This window comes from Streptosporangium oxazolinicum (assembly GCF_039537505.1).
Taxonomy (GTDB): domain Bacteria; phylum Actinomycetota; class Actinomycetes; order Streptosporangiales; family Streptosporangiaceae; genus Streptosporangium; species Streptosporangium oxazolinicum.
The window spans coordinates 241,688-262,007 of record NZ_BAABAQ010000008.1; the positions used below are offsets into that span (position 1 = coordinate 241,688).

Genomic DNA, 20,320 nt, shown 5'->3' on the forward strand with positions numbered 1-20,320 from the left:
GGGCGGCTCGGCAGAGGTGGGGGTGGTACCGCCCGCATGATCACACCGTGATGGGAGCAACATCATCGGGAGCGCTGCGTTAGACCGGAAACTACATCTTGTGTCGCATGCTCCGTGAAGGACTACATCTTGTGGGCACAGCTTGCCTTCATGGTACGGCCGTGCTCTACTTGGATCACTAAAAGATCAGGCCCCATGCTGGGGCCATGACAAGAGGTCAGGGCTGCCCAGCGATGGGGCCTAGATGCGTTGCTACCGCTCTAGGACCATACATCGGAACGCTCGTCTCCCCAAGACGGAGCTTCCAGGTTGTGTAGCCTCACCTCGGAGGGTGAGAAGAAATGGCAGGTCAGGCCAACTCTCGCGATGTTGTACAGCGAGATGACGGGACCTGGGCGGTTACAAAGCCTAATGCCGCGCGTGTGAGCGCAACGGCAGAGACTCAGGCGCATGCGATCCAGCGCGCAACCGAGATCCTTACCAGGGATGGTGGAGGAGAGCTGCGTATTCACGGTACGAACGGACAAGTGCGCGATCAGCGGACCATCGCACCGGGGAACGACCCTCACCCGCCCACGGGCTGAGCCACGACAGCCTGACGACTGGGGCCGCTTCTACATCGGGTGGAAGCGGCCCCCTTCGTATTCTTCCGGCAAGCGCGACACTGCAGCAGGGACGCGACAGCCCTTGCGAGAAGGATGATCGGATCACGATCGTCCGGCACACCTACCGCACCTCGGTCCCGCGCGGCGTGCTGCCCCTCTACCGAGACATCGCGCTCAAGGACGGAGGGAGGCCCTCTCCGGCAGGTGACGACGAAGGGGTGTACTGCTTCAGCAAGTCCGTCGAAGGAAGGGGCACTGAACTCTCGGTGGGTTTGTGGATTCGACAGCAGAGGGGTACGGCGACGACTGCGAAGTGCTCGTGAGCACTTCCGCAGTCGGTTGGAGCATGGAGTCTTTAACCTTCAGTGCCAGTTACGGGGTGCGGGGCTGACGACAACGGTGACGACAACGTCGGCCACCGCGAGCACACATCGGCAACCGTCCACCGCCTTCTGACCTCGTGTCCGTCGAGAGGAGCAGGGTGATCGCTCCGTCTGAAAAGCGGAAGGTCGGCGGTTCGACCCCGCCCCTGACCGCAGCAACTGAGCAGCACAAACGCCCCGAGCGATTATCGTTCGGGGCTTTTTTGGTCTTCGGTGACAGCAACGTCGATCGCTGGATCGAGGCATCTTCACTGCCGCGCGCAAGATTTGACGCGTAGATTCGCACGCAACGTGAGTCTTGCGTGTTCGCATGCAACATGGTTCGCGCTCGGGCTACGCTAAGTACCTGCAAGTCGGAAGCGGTACCGATTCCGACGGCAGAGAAGGGGCCCGACCTGATGAAAGCCAGGCCGGACCCCGGGCTACATGGGATGGTCCGTCCGCTAGCTCCTGAGAGCTAGTACAGCCGCCGCCAAGGGCATCACTCTCGATGCGACGTCTAGGACGGGCCACACCCACGCCCACGATTGCGGACGTCGGTGTCTTCCAGCCACACGTATCACCTCCCTCGCTCTCGGAGTCCTGAAACAGACACTCGATTGCAAGGCGTAGGGAAGTGACATGAATTGCTGTCCCACTTGATGCAGCCGTCTCAGCCTAGAGGAACGGACCATGCCGCATCCTGGTATGTGTCGAACTCCTGAAAGGCCGTGGTCGGTCAACATAATTGCCTCGGCCGAGGGCGGCCGAGGCGATCTGAGACCTTGCTTTAACCGAGGGCATCGCCGAATTTGCCGAGGGCATTGCGTTTATCGTCTAGGGAGACGTGGGCGTAGATGGTCATGGTCACCTCGATGTCGCTGTGGCCGACGATGTCGCGGACGACCTGGGGCGGTACGCCGAGGTTGAGCAGCAGGGTCACGCAGGTGTGGCGGAGATCGTGAAAGCGCATGTCCCCGAGGCTGGCGGCCTTGCGGATGGCTCCCCAGCTTCGCCGGAGGTTGTCCGGCTCCATCGGAGTTACCGCGCCGGGACGGGAAGACGAGGCCGTGTTCTTCCCAGTCGTCCCAGAGGTCGGAGCGTTCGGCGAACTGCTGCTTACGATGCGCTCGGAGCGCTTCGACGCAGATGGAGGGGAGCGGGACGGTTCGCTCGGAGTCGTTGGTCTTGGGCCGGACGAACTGGAGACGGCCCTCGACACGCTGAAGGGTCTGGATCACTTCGAGTTTCGCGCCGTCGAGGTCGATGTCCACCCAGCGGAGCCCGAGCAGCTCCCCGCGTCGCAGCCCGAGGCAGAGCGCCAGGACGTAGAGGGCCGACAGCCGGTGCTCGTGAGCGGCCTTGAGGACCAAGCGAGACTGAGGGACGGTCAGGCCGCGGTTGACCTTGTACTTGGGCACCGGGACCTTGACGAGCTTCGCCGCGTTACGCGGAATGATCTCCTCACGTACCGCAGACTCCAGGGCGTTGCGGAGTACGGCGTGCACGGACTGAACCATGCGGGTCGACGGCCGGGACTCGCAGGATCGAGGCAGCGGCTATGAGCACCATGAGGGCCGCGAGAACGATACGTCGGTTGCTGAGCACGGCCGTGATGACGTGGTCCAAGCCGTCGGGGTCGGCAAGTTCGTCCAGCGAGATGATCAGCTTTGGCGGGTGCCGTCGAGGGTCTCGCGGATGATGTCCGCGTGTCCGCCGTGGCGCGCAGTCTCTTCGATCATGTGGAACAGAACATAGCGCACATTGCACTCGATGATGTCTTTGCGCGCACAGGGACTGTCAAGATCCATCGAAGCCGCGATAGCGCGGGACTCCTCGATCTGCTCCCGGTAATACGAGACCCAGTGCTCCACCGTGTCGTTCTCGTCGACCATCATGTCGGCGTCGTGAGGATCGGTTTTGACGGCGGGCCAGTTCTCGGGAAGCTCGCGTCCGGCCATGATGACTTGGAACCAGCGGCGCTCCCAGGTCGCGGCGTGCTTAATCAGCCCTAGCAGCGACAACGAACTCGCGGTCGGTGCCTTTCGCGCCGCGGCGTCGTCGAGCCCTTCGATCGTCAGGAGCAACCCCTCGCGTTGGTAGTCGAGGAAGCCTTCCAGAGCCTCGCGCTCCGAGGTGTACGCAAATATCGCACCCTTGTCATCTGACATGCGTGGATGCTAACAGCGGCGAGGGCTGCGGAGGTGCCGCGCGGCCACTACTACGATCACGATGACCTTCCCATGCCTGCCTCACCTACGGGAAATCGTCATCCGCCGGTGTGCGGTGGTGCGGCGGGTAGTCGCACCGTGACGCGGAGCCCGCCAGCGGGGCGGGGGGTGAGTGTGAGGGTTCCGTCGTGTGCTTGGGCGATGCTTTTGACGATTGCCAGGCCGAGGCCGATACCTGCGTGGTCGGCGCGTATGCGTTCGGTGCCGCGCTGAAACGGCTCGACAAGCGTGGAAACCAATTGTGGGGCGAGCTTCTCGCCGGTGTTCTCGACAGTGAGCACCACAGTCTCGGGGTGAACGGTGGTCGTGACCCACACGGTGCCCTGTTCAGGCAGGTTGTGGACGATCGCGTTGTGCAGGAGGTTCGTAGTCATCTGCAGCAGGAGCGCGTGTGAACCGATGGTGGGGGTGATGCCGCCGGAGGTCTCGATGGTGAGGCCGCGTTTTTCCGCGAGGGGGAGGAGCGTTTCAGTGGCTTCTTCCGCTATCAGGGACAGGTCGACGTGTACTCGGGTGTAGGACCGTTGGTCGGCGCGGCTGAGCAGGAGCAATGCTTCAGTGAGGTCGATCGCTCGGGTGTTGACGGCGTGGAGGCGGTCGACAAGTTCGCCGGTGTCGCGGTTCAGGTCGTTGCGGGCCACGTCGAGAAGTGTTCGCGTGATCGCCAGTGGGGTGCGCAGTTCGTGGGAGGCGTTGGCTGCGAATCTCTGCTGTTCGGCGACGTGTGCTTCGAGCCGTACGAGCATGGTGTCGAAGGCGTCGGCGAGTTCGCGGAACTCATCTCGGCGGCCCTGTAACCGGATTCGGTGGGAGAGTGATCCGTTGGCGGCCCTGCGTGTGGCGTCTGTGATGCGAGTCAGAGGGGTGAGCATGCGGCCGGCGAGAATCCACCCTCCCGCGAGACCGAACACCAGCAGGAACGCGAAGACCGCGGCTGCCGTCGGAGCGAAAGCGTGCAGGGGGTCGGGCCGGTTGGCAACAAAACGACCGGGGGTGAAGAGCACACCGTCGGACACATAACGCCGAAGGAACACCCACACGGCCGCGAGTAGCAAGGCACCTGCAAGCGTGACGAACCCGGCATAGCTGAGGGCGAGTTTGAGACGAACGCTCAAACCAGGCGCCCTATCCACGGTTCCCTCCCTCACGTCCGGTGCCGGGTGCTGTGTCGACGCGGTAGCCGACGCCGGCCACGGTGGCGATGATCCCGGGTTCGCCGAGCCGTTTGCGCAGTGCCGAGACAGTGATGCGCACGGCATTGGTGAAGGGGTCGGCGTTCTCATCCCACGCCCGCTCCAAGAGTTCTTCGGCGCTGACGGCACCGCCCTCGGCAGCGACGAGGACTTCGAGCACGGCGAACTGTTTCCGGGTGAGCGCGACGTAGCGGCCGTCGCGGTAGACCTCGCGGCGGAACGGATCCAGACGCAGCCCTGCGATCTCTCGCACGGGTGGTCTGCTGTGGGCGCGCCTGCGGTCGAGTGCTCTGAGACGGAGCACGAGTTCTCGGAGTTCGAAGGGTTTTGTGAGGTAGTCGTCGGCGCCGAGTTCGAACCCGGAGGCCTTGTCGTCGAGCCGGTCGGCAGCGGTGAGCATGAGGATCGGCATGCCGCTGCCGGAGGCGACGATGCGTTTGGCGATCTCGTCGCCGGAGGGGCCGGGGATGTCTCGGTCGAGGACGGCGATGTCGTAGGCGTTGATGCTCAGCAGTTCCAGAGCGGTGTCACCGTCACCGGCGATGTCGGCGGCGATCGCTTCCAGGCGTAGGCCATCGCGGATGGCTTCTGCCAGGTAGGGTTCGTCCTCGACGATCAACACACGCATGCTCTCGATGCTAGGAGCCGGAGCATATCGTCGGCATATCGAAAACCACATACGTGCTGACAACACCACGCTGCCTTGACTGGCGGCATGACGACCACCACCCGGCAAGCCACTCAGGAGTCCGTGGCCGCAAGCGCGCGGGGCCTGACCAAGACGTACGGCAAAGGCGATGCCCAGGTGCATGCCCTGCGGGGCATCGACCTCGACCTCCCACGAGGCGGGTTCGCCGCGATCATGGGGCCGAGTGGGTCGGGCAAGTCCACGCTGATGCACTGCCTGGCCGGACTCGACCAGCCCAGCGGCGGCACCGTCACCGTGGCCGGCACCGACCTCGGATCACTCGATGACGACGCGCTCACGATCTTCCGCCGCGAGCACATCGGCTTCGTGTTCCAGTCGTTCAACCTGCTGCCGATGCTCACCGCGGGCGAGAACATCGTGCTCCCGCTTGAGCTGGGTGGTCGCCGGATCGACGACGCGGCACGGGAGCGCGCGCGCATGCTCGCCGATGTCCTCGGCGTGACCGACAGGCTCGGCCATCGGCCCGCGGAGCTGTCCGGCGGTCAGCAGCAGCGGGTCGCGATCGCCCGAGCCCTGATCACCCAGCCGGACCTGCTGTTCGCCGACGAGCCCACCGGAAACCTGGACAGCACCACGTCGGCGGAGGTGCTGGATCACCTGAGCCAGTCGGCGCGTGAGCTCGGCCAGACCGTCGTGATGGTCACCCACGAGCGGGACGCGGCGGCGTACGCCGACTACGTGGTCACCATGCAGGACGGGCGGATCGTCTGATGCGTACCGTTTTCCTCGCGTCGCTGCGCACCCACGTCCGCAGGTACGTCGCAGCGGCGATCACGGTCGCCGTCGCAGTCGCCTTCGTCGTCGTGGTCGGCGTGCTCACGTCCGGGGCACATAGCGGACTCATGAATGGCCTGGGGGCGCCGTACCGCGATGCCGACCACGTGGTCTCGGCGGCGAGGTGGCCATCGTCCGAGCTGGACCCGAAGGCCGCGATCGCATTCACCGAGCGACACGGTGAGAACGCGGCCGCGACCGGCCGGGCAACGCTGCCGGGGCGCGCGAACGGCCGGCGGCTCTCCGAAACGACCGTGGGGCCGATCGCCACCTTGGAGGAGTGGCGCTGGCAGCCGCTCAGCTCGGGTCGCTTCCCAGCCCGCACGGGCGAGGCCGCGGTGGACGTGTATTTCGCCCTGGCCGAGAATATCGCGGTCGGCGATCGGGTTCGGATCGGCGAGGGCGCCGCCGCGACCGACGTACGAGTGGTCGGCCTCGTGGAATCGCCCTCGCCCCCGGCCCAGGCCTCGATGTACGTCACCTGGCCGCAGTTGCTGCGGTGGCGCGACCGCATCCATCTGAACGCGGTGGCGGTGCGCGGGGAGGTAGGTCGGCTCCCGGAAGGCGCGAAGGCGCAGTCGCCGGAGGGGTTCGCCGCGGAGCGGCTGACCTATGTCCAGAACAGGGTGAACAGCTTGTCGGTGATGTTGCTGTTGTTCGCCGGCATCGCGCTCTTTGTCTCGGTCCTGGTCATCGCGAACACGTTCTCCATCCTGTTCGCGCGACGACTCCGCGACTTCGCACTGCTGCGCTGCATCGGCGCGACCCGGCGGCAGGTGGTGCGTTCGGTACGCCGCGAGGCGGCCGTCGTCGGGGTGCTCGCGTCGCTGACCGGGACACTGGTCGGCGTCGGTCTCGGCTACGGGCTGATCGCCCTGATCGACGCCCTCACACCCACCGTCCCGATGGGCGCCGCCGAGTTGCCCACGCTCTGGCTGCTGGGGGGGTTCGCCGTCGGCCTGGTGGTCACCGTGGTCGCGTCCTGGTTGCCGACCCGGCGTGTGGTCCGGGTGAGCCCGCTGGCGGCGCTGCGCCCGGATGCCGCGGTCGACGTACACACGGCCACCGGCCTGGTGCGGCTGGTGCTCGCTGCGATCCTCCTGGTCACCGGGCTGGCCCTGCTCGGGGTGGCGATGGTCCAGGGCAGTACGGCGCTCATGGTGGCAGGCGGAGGATCGGTGTTCGCCGGTGTACTCCTCTTCGGGCCGGTGCTCGTTCCCCGCCTGGTTCGGATCACCGGCGCGCTGCTCGGCCCCGCCGGGCGGCTGGCGACCAAGAACGCTGTGCGCAATCCGCGGCGGACCGCCACCACCACTGCCTCCCTGCTGGTCGGCGTCACCCTGACGACCGCCGTACTCACCGGGATGGCCGCGTGGAGTTCGTCGTTGGATGAGCAGATCGGTAGGGACCACCCCATCGATGTCGCGCTCACCTCGCCCAAGGAGCCGGTCACCACCGGCCTCCTCAACCGGGTACGTCACACTCCCGGTGTGGAGCAGGCCATTCCGGTGGACGGCGCCGTGGCCCGAGTGGCCGGGCTCGACAAACCGATCCCGGTTGTCACCGCGCCGGCCGCGGTGCAAGTGGCTCGCGACGGCGGGGCGTTCGCCCGGGTCGAGCCGGGGAAGATCAGAATCGATTCCGAGGCCTTCGGCAAGAACCTGAGTCTCCGGCCCGGTGACCGGGTCACGGTGCGCGTCGGCGACCGGCGAGCCCAGTTGCGGGTCGCCGTCGGCACCGGCTGGGGCCCGGCGGGCGTGGTCGCGCCCGAGACGCTGGCGACGCTCACCGACGTCCCCGAGCCGCATGCCATCTGGATCCGCGCCTCTTCCGGCGCCGACCCGGCTCAACTCGGCAGTGACCTGGACGGGCTGGCGGATCCGGTTGGCGCGACGATCGAGAACGGGTTGCGGACCTGGGAGTCGCTGAACCAACAGCTGGGAATCTACACCTGGTCAGCGCTCGGCCTGCTCAGCATCGCCGTCGTGATCGCCCTGATCGGGATCGCGAACACCCTGGGACTCTCCGTACTCGAACGCGCCCGCGAACACGCGATGCTGCGCGCGCTCGGGCTTACCCGCGGGCAGCTGCGGCGGATGCTGGCGACCGAGGCAGTGCTGCTGTCGGTGGTGGCCACCCTGCTCGGCACCGTGATCGGCGTCGGGTTCGCCTGGGTCGGCTACGAGACGATTGTGAAGCGGGCTCTCAGCGACGCCACCATGCAGGTCCCCTGGCTATCACTCGGCGTCGTCGTCCTCATCGCCGCCCTGGCCGGACTCCTCGCCGCTGTTCTCCCGGCACGCCGGGCCGCCCGGGTGACTCCGGCCGCAGGGCTATCTCTCGACTGATACCTTCATCAATCGCTTGGCCGGCGGCTGATGAAGTCCGCCAGCCAAGCGCGGCACTGTGTACGCGACGTGTCCATGCTCGGGTGCACAGGCGAGTCCCTTTTGGAGAAGAAGGTCCCGTGCCCGCCCAAGTGACGTTGGAGTCCTCCCCAGACGGCGGCGACCTCTGAAGACCGGCTCGGGCCGTCGCCATCATGGGCCAGCCGCCCACAAGTAGTCTCGCTGTGAGCGCTTCCAGTCACGCCGCCCCATGACCAAACCTCAACCGCGGCGATGACCCGTATGGGCGAACCACCTATGCCCGTTGTGTCAGTCGCTGCTGAGAGCATGACGAGATGATCACAAACCCTGCCGACTACACCTGGCTCGTCGAAGCGGTGGACGGCGCCTGTCTCACCTATGTTCACGGCCTGACACCCGAGGAAGTGATATCCCGGCGCGGTGGCCGGCCGGAAGACTTCACGCCCATGTCGTACTGGGACCTGGGCGGCGCCGTCGAGTCCGGCGTGTCCCTCGGCGTGACGACGATCGGCGACTGGGTATTGACCATCGAGCCTGGTTGGAACGGCATCGCCGAAGAAGTGATCATGCCGTTGTCGGCGGGCACCCGCGTCGTGTCCCACTACTTTCTCAGTATCAAGGACCTCGACCACTTCTACTGGATCGAGGACGGCGAGCTCCGGTTCTGCTTCATCGCCCAGGAGGGTTACAGCGAGGAGGTGCCGGATGAGCTCGTGGAGACCATGGAGCGGATCGATTCCCTCTATCCCTCGCTTCCTGACCCCCACAGCGGGCCGATGTTCCTTCTGGCTGAGCGCCTCACCGGGATCACGCTGACAGCACAACTACTGGAAGAGCCCACATACCTGGGTGGAGCCGTTCCTAAACCCCGGTCCTGGAGGATGCCCTGGCCGCAATGAGCCGGACGCGGCAGCGCGGCGTTGACCGTGTCTTTCTTGGACGAGGTGCCGAGCAACTTCGCGGCCTCGGCCAGGGCCTCGTCATCGAGGTCGATCAGGGTCTTGGTCATGGCGCCCTCGCCTGTATATACGAATTGAGATTCGTATATCAACGATGTTGATCTGGAGACGCTGTTCGCAATCTGAACGCGCGAAAAAGAGGATCAGGTTCTTGCTATGAGGGCGTCGGCCAGGTGGGGCGGGGATGAGACGACGACCGAGCTGTTGATGCCGGCCATGTGCTTGCGGCTTTCACGCAGGCCGGCGATGCCGATCGCCTGGGTGCCGAGGTCCTCCGCGATCATCATCGCCTGGACGGAGGCGCCGACCACCGTACATTCGGCGGGGTTCACGGCCAGCGCCTTTCTCGCCTGACGTACGAGGACGGCTCCCATCGGTCTGCTCGAAGGGCGGCGGTGTTGGTACCCGATGACCGGTCCTACCAGCTGCCGTAATTTGTGGTGGTTCAGGGAGGACTCGATGGTGGCGGAGTAGCGGCTGCCCACTACGGCGACGCTTCTGCCGCCCGCCTGGCAGGCCAGCAGAGCCTGGCGTACCCCGGGTACGGGAACGGCTGTCATGGCCGCGGCCATCTCGGCCGCGCGCAGGATGTCCTCCGCCTCGTCGCCGTAGGCGGCGCTGATCTCGTGGGCGTAGGCCACCATCCACAGCGGGTTGGTGGCCATGAGGAAGGCGGTACCGGCCAACAGCATCGAAGGATGTGGGGGTGGGAGGCGCGCGCGGATGTCGTCGGTGATCGCCGACGTGTCCACACCGGCGAACAGGTCGCAGATGACGCTGTCGAAGACGAACACCATGGCGCGGGTGCGTTCCAGCACCCGCGCGACATGGGGACGTACGCGCGTGGCGGACAAGCGGGAACCTCCTGGCCATGATGTCGCGACTGTCCTGACGCGGCGCCGTACGAACCGGGTTTTCTTCCTGTGAAGTGCCCTGCCCTTGCCGGGGTCAGGAAGGCACGGGGAAAGCGGCGGGGCTGCGGTGTCCAGCTTTGTCGACGGCCTGTACACCGAAGAAGACATTGTCCTTGGACAGGTCGATACGTACTTCGGTGACGTCGCCGACCGGGATGACGTGGGTCCAGTCGGGGCTGGTGGTCTCGCGCCAGACGATTTCGTAGCCGGCGAGGTCGGGTTCGGTGCCGCGGGTCCAGACGAGGTCGGTGTCGTTGGTGAGCTGGTTGGTGCGGATCCTGACGTCCTTGGGCGTGCCGGGGGCCTGGGCGAGTGACCAGAGGGTCGCGGCGTTGACGCGGGCGACGCGGGCGATGTAGGGGAAGTCGCAGAATTCGGGGAGGTCGCCGAATTGCTTACCGTTCTCGACGCGTACGTCCTGGTGCTGGTGGTCGAAGTTCTCGTTGGGTTCGGTGAAGCGGGCGGCGGGATAGCCCTGTTCGAGGAAGCCGATGTGGTCTCCGCCGCGCAGGTAACGGTCACGGCGGTAGATGATCCGGACGTTCATGCCAGTGGCCTCGTTGTCGGCGACGTTCGTGACGAAGCGGGCGAGCTGGCGGGCGGGCGAGTCGTTCTCGCCGCCGACCGAGCGGCGGGTGTTCGCCTGAGCGGGGGTCTCGGCAGTGGGCACGCCCTCGGCGAAGAGCCGGACGGTGCGGGGATCGCGGGTGCCGTCGTCGGCGGTGCTGCTGCCGACGATGTCGTTGGTGAACATCGCCTGCACATCGGCCGCCGCGGCCTTGTACTGCCCGGCCATGTACCTCGCGCCGTACAGGTTTTGCTCCTCCCCCGCGACGGCCGCGAAGACGATGGTGGCCTCGGGCCGGCGGGTGGCCATGACGCGGGCGAGTTCCATGGCGACGGCCACGCCGGAGGCGTCGTCGTTGGCGCCCGGCGCGTCCGCGGTGGCGTTCATGATGTCGGTGACCCGTGAGTCATAGTGGCCTGACACCACGTATATCCGGTCAGGGGTGACGGAGCCGCGCAGGGTGGCGACGACGTTGGTGATGGTGGTGGCGGTGGGGATCCGGGTGGCGGGCTGCTGGATGTAGGACTGCAGCTCGACGGTCATACGCCCGCCGGACGCCGCGGCGTACTTCTTCATCTCGGCGAAGATCCAGTCGCGGGCGGCACCGATACCGCGGTGCGGATCGTCCTGGGCGGAGAGGGTGTGCCTGGTGCCGAAGCTCACGAGCTTGCGGATGGTGGCCTCGACGCGTCGCTCGTCGATGTCTCGTAGCAGAGCGCGCAGTTCGGCGTCGGGGCGCTGCTTGGTGACGGGCCTGCCGGGACCGGCTGGGCGAGCCGAGCCCGCTGCCGCCGCTGGGCCTCCGTCGAGGGTCACCCCTGCGGTTACCGCCGCGGTCGCGGAGATGGAGAGGAAGGTACGACGGCTGGCTTTACTGGGGAGTTGAGAATCTTTGTCATCCACATAGTGGGTCTATCCGGACATAGGAACTTTGTCCATGGCCAATATGCCGTGCTTCTGGCGGCACTGGGGGCCGCACCGAGGGGAGGTGCCGGCGAACGGCCCCGGTTCGGCACTCACTTCCCTGGTAAAGATCAGACAGCCTGATTTCGTGAAGGTGGTGACCGCTACCGAGGCATCTCGGAGCTTCGCGGTCGTCCTGGAGGAGGCGGAGCGGGGGGAGATGATCGTGGTTACTCGGGGGGAGGGGGGAGGCGGATCGCGGTGATCGGTCCCGCGCTCGCCGAGCGGGGACGAGCCACGTGCGCCGTGCGGCTCGATGTGATGGGAACGCGGCTCGTTAGGTCGAAAACGATCTACTAAGGATCTCCCTGACGTACACAGCAGTCTCTTTCGAGATACATACCCTTAAGTGGTTGTTCGACGTTCGGGCGGGTCGGACAGGTGGGAGGTAAGGGGGACCGCCGTGACAGCCAGCGACGACCTGGGGTACTGGGCGAGGTACGGGTTCAGCGAGGAACTCGTCAGAGCCCTGTTCCAGGGGCTGCGCGTGGGTCTGTACGTGGTCGACCATATGGGGAAGATCCTCCTGGTCAATCCGTATGCCGAGAGCCTGCTCGATCGTCCCGCACAGCAGTTGATCGGGGTCGACCCTCACGACCTGCTGCACCGCAACGCCGACGGTAGCTCGATCCCCCGCGAGGACTGCCAGATTCTGGCCGCGTTCTCCGAGGGGGTGTACGTCCGCAGCGAGGAGGCGTGGTTCACGCGCGGATCCGGAGGCCTGGTCCCGGTGGGGGTGATGGCGGCCCCGCTTCCGTTGGACGGCGGGAAGAACATGGGCGCGGTGGTCCTGTTCTACGACCTGTCGCGGCACAAGGCCGTGGAACATGAGCAGGCGGCCGCCCTCGCGGCACTGGAGAAGCTGACCGACCGGTTGTCGCTGATGGCCGAGACCAGTACCGTGCTGGCCTCCCCCCTGAAGGTGGATGAGGCGCTGCGGCGGCTGTCTCGTCTGGTGGTGCCCCGGCTGGCCGACTGGGCGATGATCGACCTGCTCGGCCCCAGCGGCGACGGGGTGGACAGGGTGGCGGTCGTGGTCAAGCAGGGCCGGGACGGTGTCGAGTGCAAGCAGTGGGAGGGACCGCTTCCGGCGTTTCCAGAGGCCTCCCAGGCACCGGTGGCGCGGGTGCTGCGCGGCGGCCCCGCGGTGCTGTTCGGCCCTGAGGACCTGGCTGAGCGAATCGACCAGGAGGAGGACAGCGTACAGCGGCGGCCGTACGAGGAGTTGGGTGCCCATTCGGTCATCGTCGCGCCGCTGCGTACGCCGCGCCGGGTGCTGGGGGCGCTCACCCTGGCTCGTTACGAGACCTCCCCGGCATACGACTCAGCCGATCTATCCCTTATCGATGACATTGCCAGCCGGGCCGGGCTCGCTGTGGACAACGCGGACATGTTCGAGGAGCAACGTCGGTTCGCCTCCTCCACCTCTCACGAGCTCAGAACGCCGCTTTCCGGTCTCCGCGCCCGGCTCGAGGAGGCGGTGCTCTACCCCGCCGACATCGACCCGTACGAGACCATCAGGAAGGCGCTGGCGGTCACCGATCGGCTGGAGACGATCGTCGACGATCTGTTGGTGTCGGCTCGGCTCCGTGCCGGAGAGCCGGTCGCGTACGAGCCGATCGACGTCGGCGCGCTGGTGGTGAAGGAGGTGGCGGCCATAGTGGGGGGCGTGCCGGTCCACGTCGACGCTGGCCGGGATGTGAACGTTCTGGGCAACCGGATCCAGCTGATCCGGGTCATCGACAACCTCCTGGTCAACGCCCGGCGGCACGCGGACAAAGAGGTCGAGGTCACCGTGGGACGAGTGGAGGACTCGGCTGTCGTCACCGTGTGCGACGACGGTGCCGGAATCGCGCCGCAGGACCGGGAGCACGTCTTCGAGCGCTTCGTCCGACTGGAGGAGGGGCGGCGCAGGGAGCCGGGAGGCAGCGGGCTCGGCCTGGCCATCTCGCGCGACATCGCCCGTGCCCACAGCGGGACCCTCACGATCGAGAACTCGCTGTGTGGTGCCCGGTTCGTCCTCCGGCTTCCGCTGACGGACAGGCGTCCGTAGCCTTCGCGGACCTCGAACCCCAAGCGGCACCCGCCTGCGCGGCCGCCTTCCAATCCGCCGTTCCAGTCTCGACATTCATCATGATTCCCATTGGTCAACTGAATCGGCAGGGCGCTTAGGGGTGCTACGGAACGGTGTTTCCTGCGTTGTCCAAAAGGAAGAAGTGCGGCTCGCGGCGCCTTTGTTGATCGCCCCAATGGGAATCCCATTCAAGGATCTTGATTCGCAAATCTTGACAATGGTTCACCGGCTCGGCAATATCTCCAGTGCGGGCGGTTTATCGTCAAGCCGCGATTGCGGGATTCTGGGCCACGGTCTGTCTTTTCGGACACCACAGGGAGAATTTCTGTATGTCGGAGTTCATCAACGTCCTCATCGCCATCGACGCGGAAACCATTATCGGAAAATACGGCAAGAACACCGATCCGAACAGTCCCACGTCGATCTCCGACAGTAGCGGCTTGATCTACATGACGACCCGGCAGAACCAGCTCGGGAGTACTCCGGGCAGCGAGTTGACGGTCAACGCCTCCCCTATGGACATCATCAGGTGGCGTGAGACGACACTGTCCCTGAACTCCGAGTACACCAGCGTCCTCTACAGATTCAACGCCCTGTCCGGACAGAATCTGATCAGCACCCCCGTACCGAGGTCGGTGGCCCTCAACGAGCCGCAGCCGAACGGTCAGGACCCGTTGAATCCCACCATCCAGAAAACCAACAGCTACTACTGGGAGTCCGAGGTCCTGGACACGGGGACGGTCACCTACAATTTCAGCTTTATGATCCTGAACCACAAAGGCGAAAAGCAGGGTTACTACTACTGGGACCCCTACATCAATATTCAGGATTGACGGAGCGGGTGCGCCGATTCGCCGGTCCGTGTCCGGTGATATTTCGCCGTGAGAAAACGACGACGGCGACAGCGGCGCTCACCTGACTGAAGCGATGGTGGCTTCATGCCGCCGACGCGCGATGGCTGCCGACCACATGGCTGCCGATTACCTCGTGTGCCACGGATGACCGGCCTCGCCTTGTCCACGCCTCTGGTCGTCCGTCGGTACGAGGATACGGCACAGCACGCCTGAATCGCCCTTCGGGGCCTACTTGAGCCGTGTTCGGAGAGGATTCGCCCGTACGGTTTCGAGGGCCCGCCGCAGCGATGCGGCGGGCCCGCCTGTGTTTGTCACGTGGAGCGGACGCACCCTTCACGCTGGTCCGGCACCGGTCGCACATCATTCGGGAATCTCTCGCCTTCCCACTCGAGGGAGCGGGCGCCGACGCGACCCACCTCGAGGTCATCCACGCCACCTTCGAGGAGCACGGGATGGACCTCGTGCCGGGAGGTGATCCTCTGCCGCCCGGATGCTTACCACCTCGCGGGCCGGTTCGAGATCGCGGTTCGGAGGCCAGGGCGTCGTGACGTAGGGCGGTTTCGGGTTCGCCCTGCCAGGTCTTTCGGTCTGTGCGGCGGGTGCGGTGTGCCGCCTGTCGTGGCGCCGGGCAAGGGATCAGGCGGGATATGCGGGCATTCGAGGAGCGGTCGGCGGTGAGGTGTGGTCCCGACGCCTGTCAAGACGCTGAGAACCTCGCTGATTCGCCCTTTTATGTCCTACCTGAGTGATCTTGTCACGCTCCAATGCGGACGTTTGGATCGAGGGAGTGATCTTCCGCGGCGCGTCACAGGCGGCGGGTTCTGGATATGTCACCCGTGTCGCTGCCTGTCCTGTCCGGCCCGATCCTCTCGCGGTGAGCGGGTCGTCGGCCCGCGCCGCCCTCCACGAGAAGGAGTCGTGACCATGACCATGCTGACCTACACCGTTCTCACCAACCCGGGACCTCTGGAGGCGTCGGCATCTGGACGGCCCCCGTCCACGGGGACGGTGTATCTGCTCGTCACCAACACCGGGCCGCAGACGGCGTACTGGTCCACGATCACGGTGGAGGTGCCCGTTGGCAACGGTGCCGGTGATCTCACCTCGAACTTCGGCACGATCGGTCCCAGGGGTGAGTACGTCACGCGGTCGGGCGCCCGGTCGCCGGTGAACGTCCAGCCTGGGTCAGGGGGTTCCAACTCCTTCCAGATCACCGCCTCCGGCGGCAGAGCAGCTTTCGTCCCCGGTGACCACCTGGTGCTGACGCTGGAGAACGTCACCGTCGCCGCTGCCGCCGGGCTGGCCGTGCTGAGGGTGACCGAGAACACCGGCAGAACCAAGACCGGGCGCCTGACCACCGGCTTCGCGGCGGTGGCGCTGGTGAAGACCGCTTCGAAGGAGATTCCGGCGCCGCGTGACTTCCGCCCGGACAACGCCATGGTGGACGCCGGAACAACGATCACGCTGAGCTGGGAGGGGTCCGACGACTTCGAGTACAGGATCCTGTTCCCGGGTGGGCAGGAGACCGTCCCCCAGGGGGCGCGCTCCTGGTCGCCGACCGCGGGTCCGAGGCGGGCCACCACCTACACCCTCGCCGCCGCGTCTCGCAGCACTCCCGGGCGGGAGCACTTCCTCACCACGACCGTCCAGGTGCGCAATCCCGTCCTGGAAGCCCTCACCGTCACCAACGGTGTCACCACCCCGTGGGTGCAAGGGGTGAACGGCAGCGACGGAACCATCGCCTTCTCCCAGGGCGCGGTGAACGTGTGGAGCGCGCACGGCTCCCAGGAACGGGGGACGGTGTTCGCCGGAAAGGCTGATCTCACCGGGGTGAACACCGAGTGGGTGCAGGGGAGGAGCACTGATGACGGGTGGATCAGTTTTCCCAAGGAGGGGGTGAACGTGCGCAATGGGGGCGGGGCGTGGGGGACGGTGTTCGCCGAGAAGGCTGATCTCACCGGGGTGAACACCGAGTGGGTGCAGGGGAGGAGCACTGATGACGGGTGGATCAGTTTTCCCAAGGAGGGGGTGAACGTGCGCAACGGGGGCGGGGCGTGGGGGACGGTGTTCGCCGAGAAGGCCGACCTCACCGGGGTGAACACCCGATGGGTGCAGGGGAGAAGCACCGAAGACGGGTGGATCAGCTTCCCCAGGTTCGGGATCCAGGTATCCCGGGGCGGGACGGACAGTGCCAAGGACGGCGTTGTGTACACGGATAGCATCTACGCGAACGACAGGGACGACAGTTCGTTCGTCAACCTCCACGAACAGGGGATAACCGTGTACTCGCCCAACGGGAGGAACCGGATCGGGAGCGTGACGGCGCGCATCGACGGGCAGCCGTGATCGAGGTGTGAGACGCGGGCGCGCGGATCGCCGCACCCGGCGCCGAAACCCGCGCGCCCGCACGCCTGTGCTCCCAGCGTTCCCGCCGTCCCGCCGTCCCGGTGTCCCCGGTGTCCCCGGTGTCCCCGATGTCCCCGATGTCCCCGGTGTTCCCGTTGGTCCCGCGCGTCTGCGGCTCGCATACCTGAGGGTCAAGGAGGCGGGCGGCGTTTCTCAGTCGAAGGCGGCGTGCGGTGCGCCGGTGCCCTGTGGCACGCGGAGCGGGCCGGACGCGCTGGGACGGACGTCGAAGTCGAAGATCGCGGTTGGCAGGTAGACGGTGGCGCAGGAGTTGGGGATGTCCACCACCCCCGACAGCCGGCCCTCGATCGGCGCGGCGCCGAGCAGCAGATACGCCTGCTCGGGGCTGTAGCCGAACGCTGTCAGGTAGTCGATCGCGTGCAGGCAGGCACGCCGGTAGGCCAGTTGCGAGTCGAGATAGCGCTGCTCGCCGTCCAGGGTGACGGACACCCCGGAGAAGGCGAGCCACTCGCTGTACTGAGGGCCGGTGCGGCCCGGCATGAAGATGGCGTTTTCGCCGACGCGGTACGTCCGCATGCCCTCCTTGATGACTTCGACCCGCAGGTCGATGAAGCCGCCCATCTCGATGGCACCGCAAAAGGTGATCTCGCCGTCGCCCTGCGAGAAGTGCAGGTCGCCGACCGACAGGTTCGCGCCGGGTACGTACACCGGGTAGAAAACTCGGGAGCCCCGGGTGAGGTTCTTGATGTCCTGGTTGCCGCCGTTCTCTCGTGGCGGCGCGGTGCGGGCCGCCTCGGCCGCGATCCGGTCGAACTCGGACGGGGGGACAGAGCCGAGGACGGCGTCGCGGGGCTCGGGAGGCAGGGCCAGCGGCGGCACTCTTCGCGGGTCCGTGGCTATCAGCGCCGACTCCCGCGCGTTCCATTTCGACAGCAGCGCCGCCGACGGCGCGGTGCCCATGAGCCCGGGGTGGGTGATTCCGGTGAACGACACCGCTGGGATATGGCGTGATGTGGCAATCTGACCGGAGAAGTCCCAGATTGCTTTGTAGGCGTCGGGGAACTGCTCGGTGAGAAACCCGCCGCCGTTCCTGGTGGGGAAGATCCCGGTGTAGCCCCAGCCCTGACCGGCCAGCGGGCCGCTGTCCTCCTGGGGGACGGGCCCCAGGTCGAGGATGTCCACGACCAGCAGGTCGCCCGGCTCGGCCCCCTCGACCGCGAACGGGCCGCTGAGCGCGTGCACCGTCGTCAACGGGGCGTCACGGATGTCCTCGGCGGAGTCGTCGTTGTGGATCGCGCCGTCGAACCACTCCCGGCAGTGGACCCGGAAGCTGTCGCCGGGCTTGACCCATGCCACAGGCGGGATCTCGGGGTGCCAGCGGTTGTGACCGATCTTGACCTGGTCGGTGAACTTCCGCTTCGAGTCGAGCGGGAAAATCAACTCCGGCACGGCTGGGTTCCTTTCGGCGCTGAGAGGCTGAGAGGTTGAAAGACGGTCACGGTCGGGGCAGGCGGCGGGTGGCGGGATGGACGGCCGCCGTGACTCCGGTACGGCGCCGCGGCAGGGACGTGACGACTTCGGGCTCGGAGGCGCTGCGCTCCGCGCGCCGCAACCGAGCGGACACGGCGGCCGGGGTACGCGCCAGCATCGGCGCTGAGAACGCCCGAACCGAGGCCGCGCCACAGTCGGGGCACGGCACCGCGGCGGGCGCGGTGCCGATCGGAAAAGCGATCTCAATTTCAAAGCAGTACTGACACCGATAGGCATATATCGCCATAGTGCACGCCCTTCGAGCGCGTTCGAATCGGGTTTCCCGGCCGTGACCCTCTCTGTCGACGTGATCTCGGGAAATGGTCTCAAAGTCGGATGTATCCGCAATTTAACGCGTGAAGGAAACGTGATCCATCTCGCTTCCGCCAACTTGTTGCATGATGCGGTAGATCACTCGCTTCATAGGCTGATATAAGAAGAAATGTCGCTTGATGCATAAAATATGCGCTGTTTGTCGACTTCGCCCTGCTGAAGCGGGTGCCTCGGGCTCGGACACTCCTCGTGAGGTGGGTGGTCACCGAGCCTCTCGCGCTCCTGATCGCAGCGGCTGAGCGGTACGAAAGCCCCGAGACGATCAAGGATCGGGGATTTTTGGTGTTCTGTGTGACGGCAACGTCGGTTCTGACGTGCCGAGGCGCTGATACGGGAATCGCTGCCAATCTTTTGTGTCCGGTCAAACCGGGCTCGTACAGTCGACTCCCCTTTAGAGTGCGACCGGCTTGGGTTACAGCTGACGCAGCACCCGCATGGCGTCCCTCTCGATGCGCGAGAGATCGTGGAGGATGGCGCCGGCCTGTTCGAGGTACCCCGCTTCGCCGCTCTCGCCAGCCTTCGCGATCAAGGTGGACACCTCCGTCCACCGGTCGGCGGCCTCGGCGTACAGCCTGTGACCGGTACGGAGGTCGCCGTCGTCGATCAGCCGGGTGCACTCGTCGAGGAAGTCGCGATAGAGGGCGCGAAACAGGGCACCGCCGGTGCCGCCCTTCTCCATGAGGAGAGCTGCCTGCGGCAGGTCCCGCCGCGGCTCACCGGCGCGTAGCAGCCACCTGGGCACCTGTTCGCCGGCTTTCTCGATGCCGCGGTGGCCCAGGTTCGCGATGGGAGCGGCGAGGAAGGCGTCGGCGCAGTCTTTGATGGCGGGGATGACCTGGTCCTGCCAAGAAAGCGGGCGAGTCGGCAGGGTGATGGTGAAGGACCGGTTCCTGGCGGTCATCGGGCCGCGTTCGGCGCGCGCCGTGGCGAGACCGGCGCGGCTGGTGCGCACCGCCCCTCCCTGCTGGTCGGTGTCCACAAGGTAGGCGTCGTGCTCGTCGTAGCCGTACATGGCGACGACATGGCCGCCGAAGTGCACCTTGGACCGGAAATAGTCCAGGTGGTAGCAGTCGAGTTGCAGGCCGACGGGCCGACCGGCGTCGATGGGGGCGGCCACGTTCTCCCACGCCTTGCGCGGTGAGGTGGTCTCCTTGGCCGTCAACGTCAGCCCCAGCCTGGCGGCCAGGTTCCTGGTGAGGTCGAAAGGCTTGACGCGGCCGCCGAGAAAGGGGAACGCCGTGTTCTTGCTGTCCCAGTAGATGAAGGACAGGCCCGACCCCAGCCCGAACAGCATGGGCTCGGACAGATCAAGTCCCTCGTGCCGCAGCAACACCCCCAGCGTCGTCGTCTCGCAGTGGTGCGTGCCGCGAGCCTCGATGTCCTTCACGATGGTCATGTGTCGCTCTCCTCAGGCTGACGCGGCGAACGGTCACCCCGTCCCCGTCCCTGACACCTTCATGATCAACCACTGGAAGTAGCATGGGGCCTCCCACAGTGGGAGAGTCCAGCCGAGAC

Annotated in this window: 15 protein-coding genes and 2 pseudogenes; 7 read left to right on the forward strand and 10 right to left on the reverse strand. The window is 66.1% G+C overall.

Features of this window, described 5'->3' with window-relative positions; translation table 11 throughout:
* The first annotated feature begins 341 nt into the window (after window positions 1-341).
* Entirely contained in the window at window positions 342-584 is a 243-nt protein-coding gene (locus tag ABD817_RS39635) for a DUF2188 domain-containing protein (RefSeq protein WP_386204286.1), read from the forward strand.
* Between the two features lie 1,173 nt (window positions 585-1,757).
* On the opposite strand, the gene ABD817_RS22465 is transcribed toward ABD817_RS39635, so the two are convergent.
* From ABD817_RS22465 to ABD817_RS22485, 5 genes and pseudogenes are all read right to left on the reverse strand, one after another.
* Complete coding sequence (locus tag ABD817_RS22465) at window positions 1,758-2,003, reverse strand: tyrosine-type recombinase/integrase (protein WP_344920041.1); 246 nt, start codon at window positions 2,001-2,003, stop codon at window positions 1,758-1,760.
* 64 nt (window positions 2,004-2,067) lie between these two features.
* Window positions 2,068-2,487, reverse strand: a pseudogene (locus ABD817_RS22470) (site-specific integrase); the annotation flags it as partial.
* A 144-nt stretch (window positions 2,488-2,631) separates the two neighbouring features.
* Complete coding sequence (locus ABD817_RS22475) at window positions 2,632-3,138, reverse strand: DinB family protein (RefSeq protein WP_344920042.1); 507 nt, start codon at window positions 3,136-3,138, stop codon at window positions 2,632-2,634.
* Window positions 3,139-3,236: 98 nt separating this feature from the next.
* Complete coding sequence (locus ABD817_RS22480) at window positions 3,237-4,313, reverse strand: sensor histidine kinase (protein ID WP_344920043.1); 1,077 nt, start codon at window positions 4,311-4,313, stop codon at window positions 3,237-3,239.
* A gap of 10 nt (window positions 4,314-4,323) precedes the next feature.
* Complete coding sequence (locus ABD817_RS22485) at window positions 4,324-5,019, reverse strand: response regulator transcription factor (protein WP_344920044.1); 696 nt, start codon at window positions 5,017-5,019, stop codon at window positions 4,324-4,326.
* A gap of 87 nt (window positions 5,020-5,106) precedes the next feature.
* Between ABD817_RS22485 and ABD817_RS22490 the strand changes: the two genes are divergently transcribed.
* The 3 genes from ABD817_RS22490 to ABD817_RS22500 all read left to right on the forward strand — a co-directional run bounded on the left by ABD817_RS22490 (window position 5,107) and on the right by ABD817_RS22500 (window position 9,142).
* Entirely contained in the window at window positions 5,107-5,811 is a 705-nt protein-coding gene (locus ABD817_RS22490; protein ID WP_344920045.1) for an ABC transporter ATP-binding protein, read from the forward strand.
* Complete coding sequence (locus ABD817_RS22495) at window positions 5,811-8,222, forward strand: ABC transporter permease (RefSeq protein WP_344920046.1); 2,412 nt, start codon at window positions 5,811-5,813, stop codon at window positions 8,220-8,222. Before ABD817_RS22490 ends, ABD817_RS22495 begins: the two co-directional genes overlap by 1 nt.
* Window positions 8,223-8,557: 335 nt before the next feature.
* Window positions 8,558-9,142 (forward strand): DUF6461 domain-containing protein, encoded by a 585-nt coding sequence (locus ABD817_RS22500; protein ID WP_344920047.1) that lies wholly within the window; start codon window positions 8,558-8,560, stop codon window positions 9,140-9,142.
* A gap of 23 nt (window positions 9,143-9,165) precedes the next feature.
* Here ABD817_RS22500 and ABD817_RS22505 read toward each other — a convergent pair.
* The 3 genes and pseudogenes from ABD817_RS22505 to ABD817_RS22515 all read right to left on the reverse strand — a co-directional run.
* Window positions 9,166-9,252 (reverse strand): annotated as a pseudogene (locus ABD817_RS22505) (type II toxin-antitoxin system VapB family antitoxin); the annotation flags it as partial.
* A 93-nt stretch (window positions 9,253-9,345) separates the two neighbouring features.
* A complete protein-coding gene (locus ABD817_RS22510; protein WP_344920048.1) occupies window positions 9,346-10,056 on the reverse strand; it encodes an HAD family hydrolase in 711 nt (236 codons plus the stop codon).
* A 94-nt stretch (window positions 10,057-10,150) separates the two neighbouring features.
* A complete protein-coding gene (locus ABD817_RS22515; RefSeq protein WP_344920049.1) occupies window positions 10,151-11,500 on the reverse strand; it encodes a M28 family metallopeptidase in 1,350 nt (449 codons plus the stop codon).
* Window positions 11,501-12,050: 550 nt separating this feature from the next.
* Between ABD817_RS22515 and ABD817_RS22520 the strand changes: the two genes are divergently transcribed.
* The 3 genes from ABD817_RS22520 to ABD817_RS22530 all read left to right on the forward strand — a co-directional run bounded on the left by ABD817_RS22520 (window position 12,051) and on the right by ABD817_RS22530 (window position 16,921).
* A complete protein-coding gene (locus tag ABD817_RS22520) occupies window positions 12,051-13,700 on the forward strand; it encodes an ATP-binding protein (RefSeq protein WP_344920050.1) in 1,650 nt (549 codons plus the stop codon).
* Between the two features lie 350 nt (window positions 13,701-14,050).
* Window positions 14,051-14,554 (forward strand): inclusion body family protein, encoded by a 504-nt coding sequence (locus tag ABD817_RS22525; RefSeq protein ID WP_344920051.1) that lies wholly within the window; start codon window positions 14,051-14,053, stop codon window positions 14,552-14,554.
* Between the two features lie 945 nt (window positions 14,555-15,499).
* Window positions 15,500-16,921 carry a hypothetical protein gene (locus ABD817_RS22530; RefSeq protein ID WP_344920052.1) on the forward strand — a complete coding sequence of 474 codons (1,422 nt, stop codon included), beginning with the start codon at window positions 15,500-15,502 and terminating at the stop codon, window positions 16,919-16,921.
* Window positions 16,922-17,134: 213 nt separating this feature from the next.
* Here the strand turns inward: ABD817_RS22530 and fmdA are convergent, their stop codons facing one another.
* Both fmdA and ABD817_RS22540 read right to left on the reverse strand, forming a co-directional pair.
* Complete coding sequence (gene fmdA, locus ABD817_RS22535) at window positions 17,135-18,391, reverse strand: formamidase (protein WP_344920053.1); 1,257 nt, start codon at window positions 18,389-18,391, stop codon at window positions 17,135-17,137.
* 826 nt (window positions 18,392-19,217) lie between these two features.
* Window positions 19,218-20,201: a BtrH N-terminal domain-containing protein gene (locus ABD817_RS22540; RefSeq protein ID WP_344920054.1), complete on the reverse strand. Its 984-nt coding sequence runs from the start codon at window positions 20,199-20,201 to the stop codon at window positions 19,218-19,220.
* Window positions 20,202-20,320 lie beyond the last annotated feature (119 nt).